This window comes from Bartonella pachyuromydis (genome assembly GCF_039543065.1).
Lineage (GTDB): Bacteria > Pseudomonadota > Alphaproteobacteria > Rhizobiales > Rhizobiaceae > Bartonella > Bartonella pachyuromydis.
In genome coordinates this window covers 1-4,725 of the sequence record NZ_BAABJA010000033.1, presented here as the reverse complement: position 1 = coordinate 4,725, position 4,725 = coordinate 1, and the positions used below count along the sequence as shown (strand labels likewise).

Here is a 4,725-nt window from a genome sequence, read left to right as displayed (position 1 = left end):
GCTGTAGAGTTGGTTTCACAAGCGTTTGTTTTTTCCACTAATTCCGTTTGTGTAGTACTTATTTCATTCATCTTGATTTCCTCCATTTAAAGCGCAATTCACCCGTGGCGTGAATCACGCATGTGTTAAAATCTTTGTTTTTGTTGCTAGAAACGGCTTATGTAGCTTATATCGCTTGCTGAATAGTCACTTTCGCAGATGATTGAATTGCGTCCACGAATTTCAAGATTAGCAGAAATATTTACATTATCGAAAATATATACTCCATCTAGAATTTTCATATTTCCGGAAATGTGTGCTTTATCACTTATATAAGCATCTCCATAGACACGGGCATTGCCATAAAAATGGCCTAAAACTCGAGCCTCACCATAAATTTGTGCATTGCCGTAAATTTGCGCTTCATTAGCAACCGATGCTTCACCGCAAACTTTTGCATTTTCATAAACACGCGCCCTGCCTGTAATTTTTGCGCGTTCAAATACTTGTGCATTGCCGAAAATCTTAGCGTCACCATAAACCATAGCTTTATGCCAAACCCAACAATCGCCTTCATGCGATAGGTTGTCTTCTTTTTGTATATAGCCGCCTAAGTAACCTTTTTTAATATTTCTAAAATCTCTTAATGCACGTATACGATAAAGTTTTTTACTTTTATCGGTTCTTGCATCATAAAATTCTTTTATTTTATCAGTCAGTTCGTATTTCTTTTCCATGGTTTTTGCCTCTACCTTAAGATAGCATCACTTCCATAAAATGCTGTTTTTCCAGCTACTATGGCATTAGCACCAACTTTTGCGTTATTATAAACTTCGGCATTTTCATAAACCCATGCCTCACCACCAACCCAGCAATTGTCATCATAGCTAAGATTTCTTTCACTCTCTATCCAACCACCAAGATCACCTTTTTTAACATCTCCAAAGTCTTTTAATGCACGGATACGGTAAAGCGTTATTCCATAAATTTTGATTGTTTCATCAGTGAATTTATATTTCTTTTTTATCATGATAATCTCCTCTTAATGCATACTTTGTCTTTTAAGTTCTTGAGACAGAAGCCCCATGCCTTTTGTGGTAATTTTTGCGCAAGGAATGACTTTTTCTATTCCACTAGCGGTTTGAAGCGTGATAGTTGGACAGTCCATCAGTTGCTTTTGGATTTTGTCTTGATAAGGGAGTAAATTTCCACCTGCTGCACGCCTATAAACCCAACCTTTTTGCTGTAAAAACTGAATGAATTGTTTTGGTTGCATCTCGAGTATTTTCGCGGCTTCTGTAAGACCAAAAAGGCCATCATGGCGCTGTAAACTTTCAAGTGCCATGGCTTTTGGTGTTAAATCTTCAATGATGGTGTCTTTTTGATCTATTTGACCTTGCAAATAATTCAAAAATCCAATCATAGCTTTTGAACTTGAATAGTCGATTTGAGGATTAGCTGCTTGTTCTTCTAATTTTTGCCAGCGGTCTATAATCCTAGCACGTAATGTCATGTTGTAACCTGAAACTAAAATAAGGCATTCACGTTTGGGGAGATGGTAGCAGTTTTGGGGCTTGCCTTGTTTGTCTAAATAGGTGGATCCCAATTTGGATTGCCCCCCTTCAGGGTATAATTCCCCTAACATATGCCTAATATCACGCATAATGTGTGCATGTTGTTTACCACATAGTTCAGCAATTTCACGACTGGACATAGTTTGAATAGTTTGGTTATTAAAATTGCTTTCTGTTGCTGCCATAACATTATGCATGATGGACTCCTTTCAAGAGCTTCGTATTTTTTTCATATGTTCTGATAAAGTTTTGCATCATCGCTTCCTTCATTAACAAAAATACAAGGTTTGATATAATATTCTGCCATAGTTTTTATGGCGTTCTGCTTGAGAAACTTTCCTTGCTGCGTGAATTTTGAAGTAATGATTATCGGTTTTATCTGTTTCTATTTCAGATTTTGGACAAATCTTCTGTCTGTTCCATTCTTGTTTTGTAAAAACAAAATCCACGCCTTCTTTTAAATCAAGCTTTGCAACACGATCATTAAATCAAGTGGAAAAATCTTGTTTCAAATGTAGGTGTTTATGCATTACATGTGCATTGACCATTTGGACATAACCGATTTTGTCGTCTACCTCGTTTTCAGGTGTGAGATATCCTTCACTATGAATATAAATACCATGTGTGTTCATAAGTTTATTCTAATCAATTATTGATAGATTAAAGAGGGCGCTTTAAAACGCGCCTTTAGAGTTTAAATGACATCACTAAGACGCAAACGGTTCTGCTCTTCATAAGTACCGTAGACTTCATCTTCATATTTTTGCTGTACTAAATCGTCTAAAAGTCTATTGTAGGCATCACTTTCGCGTATAAAGTAATGACCCTCACTATCCTCATTGAGACGTTCGATATTGTCTTCTACATATGCTTCTGCGATATCTTCAGAGATATCTTCACAACTCTTTTCAGAAGGATTTACGCGAAGGATTTGTATTGCATCATCTGCCTCATCAATAATTTCTTGAACTTGGCTTGCATCAAGAGGTCCTGACTCTGCGATGTGTTGAACATCATCATAGACAACTAATAAAATTTCATTGGAATTAATAAGAATTGGCTTTTCCATAATCTCCCCTCCCTAACGCCTCTTGGCGATTGTTTGTGTGTAGTTTATGAGATAGATATTTCATATTTTATGAAAAATTCCAATAATAAATTTCATAAAATATGAAATATTTGTATATAAAGGCTAATAGTGGATAAAAAAATGCTAAAAAACTTTGGGATTATGGGGATAAAAAGGTGATATCTGCTCTTATTTTTTGTCTGATTGGCCAGAATTCTGAAGAATTGTTAAAACAGCTTGTTGAACCTCAGGCTTTGCTTGATAAAAAAGACTAACAAATTGCCCACATCCCTTGATTAAAAAAGGTGGGACTTCACCGATAAAATTGATAATTTTTATTAATTCATCTGCTTTTATCGAGCGATTTGTACCTGAGTTATTTAATATGCTGGTAAGAGTGGAAGGCAATATACCTAAATGCTCAGCCAGCATTTTTTTACTGCCGTGTCCTTTTTTAACTAATTGCTCATTAAGCCATAATCTTAACTGTTCACGTTCCATTATAATAAGAATCTTTCAGATTTAGTGAAAAATTAATTTAATAAATTATGTTATTATGAAACAAGGTCCTGCATATACCCTTATAAAATATTTAGGGGGGAGTGGCTAATGTCGCACACATTTTACATAAATGTAAAGGTGCTATTTATCGTATAACTTACTCTAGGAAAAAAGTCGGTGCTGGTGGATTGTTTCCTTCATCTTATCAAGTACAGCTGCTCAGTTACGCTAAACGTCATGACATTGACTTGTGCGCAGAGGACTTTTTCTATCCTGAGCGTTTGCAAAATTTGATGAACAAAGAACAATCTCCTCCACCGCCTTCTTTTGTCAACGGTTTCAGTTTGAGTGAAAAGTCGTGCCAACAAAATAAGATGGTACAACCACAATATGAAGAGAGGGAATAAAGATGGAAAATTTCGCGATGATTATTGTGCTTTTTATTGCAAATATAATCATGCCTCTTTGTTTTTATACCTCTTATAAAAAAATGCAAAGCTCTACAAATGTTTTGCAAAGTCCATATTATACTTTTCACATTTTAGAAGATTCAACAAAAGAAATGGATTTTCCAGACGGTAGCACAATTATTTTTCATGATTCTGATTGGAACTTCTCTCTTGATGAAAATGATAATTTAAGAGTTCAAAGTGCTCTAGGACCATCATTGTCTATAAAGGCGTATAGTGATGCGTATGGTTTCAAAAAGCGTTTCATAGATAATTTGCAGAAATACAATCAGTCTACACATTTAGTACAGCGAGATGGGGGGAAAACTATCAACTTATAAGAGAAAGTAAGTAACTTTGATTACTTTTAGTTACATGAAATTAAAATATTAGTCATCACAAAAGGAACCAAGATAAAAATTAGGTTTAAGTGTTTTGGTCGGATAATTTGGAGAAGTGTGTTCTACAATGATATTTATAGGTTGTACCTCAGATGGATTGCACATTGCAAAAATAAGTAAAAATGTCAGTTCGCTTTCACTCCCAATACTAAACAAGTCATACCATTCATTTTGGATTGGGTTTAGCTTAGGATTTACCAAGTTGACGTGGTTTTCTTGCGTTTTAATGAAGATGTCTTCTGTTTGTTTATGCAATCTTAAGCTGGATTTAGGATATGAGACATGAACAAATTGAAAGGGGCTCTTTTTATCTATCCATATATAATTCAATCTAATCATCTGTTTTGTAGGATTATAGAAGGTTACGTATAAATGAACTAATGATCCTGCGACTATCCTAAACTCTCTGTTCTTTAATGGAATTGTAACATTACTTATCTGTCTAATAACTTACTGTAATTATATGTCTTTTTTACTGTGGGGGATACCCGAATAAAAGTAAGGGAATAGGATTTTGCAACATGCCTCTACAAAGCACGTTCTTTTTTGCTAACTTCTTTTAATAATTCTTTGAGTTTTGCTAAATCCTGTTGTGAAAAATTCTCTAAAGCTCTAACGAGCATATCAATAATTTCAGAGCAAAATGAATCAGAAGATTTAATTGTAAAACTCTTACGACAAGCATCAGCCTCTTTTCTTAAGAGAGAAGCCATATCCTGATCTCAATTGTACAACTCTATGATCTTTTCTTC

8 protein-coding genes and 1 pseudogene are annotated in these 4,725 nt (G+C 34.8%); 2 read left to right on the top strand and 7 right to left on the bottom strand.

Going from position 1 to position 4,725, the window contains the following annotated elements; all coding sequences use genetic code 11:
- Positions 1-146 precede the first annotated feature (146 nt).
- From ABD917_RS08495 to ABD917_RS08470, 6 genes and pseudogenes are all read right to left on the bottom strand, one after another.
- The gene (locus ABD917_RS08495; protein ID WP_345119636.1) at positions 147-716 is read right to left on the bottom strand and encodes a hypothetical protein; all 570 of its coding nucleotides are present in this window, start codon (positions 714-716) and stop codon (positions 147-149) included.
- Positions 717-727: 11 nt separating this feature from the next.
- Positions 728-1,009: a hypothetical protein gene (locus ABD917_RS08490; protein ID WP_345119635.1), complete on the bottom strand. Its 282-nt coding sequence runs from the start codon at positions 1,007-1,009 to the stop codon at positions 728-730.
- Between the two features lie 12 nt (positions 1,010-1,021).
- Positions 1,022-1,750 carry a Rha family transcriptional regulator gene (locus tag ABD917_RS08485; RefSeq protein WP_345119634.1) on the bottom strand — a complete coding sequence of 243 codons (729 nt, stop codon included), beginning with the start codon at positions 1,748-1,750 and terminating at the stop codon, positions 1,022-1,024.
- A gap of 72 nt (positions 1,751-1,822) precedes the next feature.
- Positions 1,823-2,185, bottom strand: a pseudogene (locus ABD917_RS08480) (antA/AntB antirepressor family protein).
- A gap of 62 nt (positions 2,186-2,247) precedes the next feature.
- Complete coding sequence (locus ABD917_RS08475; protein WP_345119633.1) at positions 2,248-2,622, bottom strand: hypothetical protein; 375 nt, start codon at positions 2,620-2,622, stop codon at positions 2,248-2,250.
- A 189-nt stretch (positions 2,623-2,811) separates the two neighbouring features.
- Positions 2,812-3,123 carry a helix-turn-helix domain-containing protein gene (locus ABD917_RS08470; protein ID WP_345119632.1) on the bottom strand — a complete coding sequence of 104 codons (312 nt, stop codon included), beginning with the start codon at positions 3,121-3,123 and terminating at the stop codon, positions 2,812-2,814.
- 101 nt (positions 3,124-3,224) lie between these two features.
- On the opposite strand from ABD917_RS08470, the gene ABD917_RS08465 reads away from it, so the two are divergent.
- Both ABD917_RS08465 and ABD917_RS08460 read left to right on the top strand, forming a co-directional pair.
- On the top strand, positions 3,225-3,530 hold the full coding sequence (locus ABD917_RS08465; protein WP_425548565.1) for a hypothetical protein: 306 nt from the start codon (positions 3,225-3,227) through the stop codon (positions 3,528-3,530).
- A gap of 17 nt (positions 3,531-3,547) precedes the next feature.
- A complete protein-coding gene (locus ABD917_RS08460; RefSeq protein WP_345119631.1) occupies positions 3,548-3,913 on the top strand; it encodes a hypothetical protein in 366 nt (121 codons plus the stop codon).
- 587 nt (positions 3,914-4,500) lie between these two features.
- Here the strand turns inward: ABD917_RS08460 and ABD917_RS08455 are convergent.
- Positions 4,501-4,686: a hypothetical protein gene (locus ABD917_RS08455; RefSeq protein WP_345119630.1), complete on the bottom strand. Its 186-nt coding sequence runs from the start codon at positions 4,684-4,686 to the stop codon at positions 4,501-4,503.
- Positions 4,687-4,725: the final 39 nt, after the last annotated feature.

Excerpts from the sequence above, each read along its gene's own strand:
- ABD917_RS08490 (WP_345119635.1), bottom strand. The coding sequence starts at position 1,009 with ATGATAAAAAAGAAATATAAATTCACTGATGAAACAATCAAAATTTAT.
- ABD917_RS08495 (WP_345119636.1), bottom strand. The coding sequence starts at position 716 with ATGGAAAAGAAATACGAACTGACTGATAAAATAAAAGAATTTTATGAT.
- ABD917_RS08470 (WP_345119632.1), bottom strand. The coding sequence starts at position 3,123 with ATGGAACGTGAACAGTTAAGATTATGGCTTAATGAGCAATTAGTTAAA.
- ABD917_RS08485 (WP_345119634.1), bottom strand. The coding sequence starts at position 1,750 with ATGCATAATGTTATGGCAGCAACAGAAAGCAATTTTAATAACCAAACT.
- ABD917_RS08460 (WP_345119631.1), top strand. The coding sequence starts at position 3,548 with ATGATTATTGTGCTTTTTATTGCAAATATAATCATGCCTCTTTGTTTT.
- ABD917_RS08455 (WP_345119630.1), bottom strand. The coding sequence starts at position 4,686 with ATGGCTTCTCTCTTAAGAAAAGAGGCTGATGCTTGTCGTAAGAGTTTT.
- ABD917_RS08475 (WP_345119633.1), bottom strand. The coding sequence starts at position 2,622 with ATGGAAAAGCCAATTCTTATTAATTCCAATGAAATTTTATTAGTTGTC.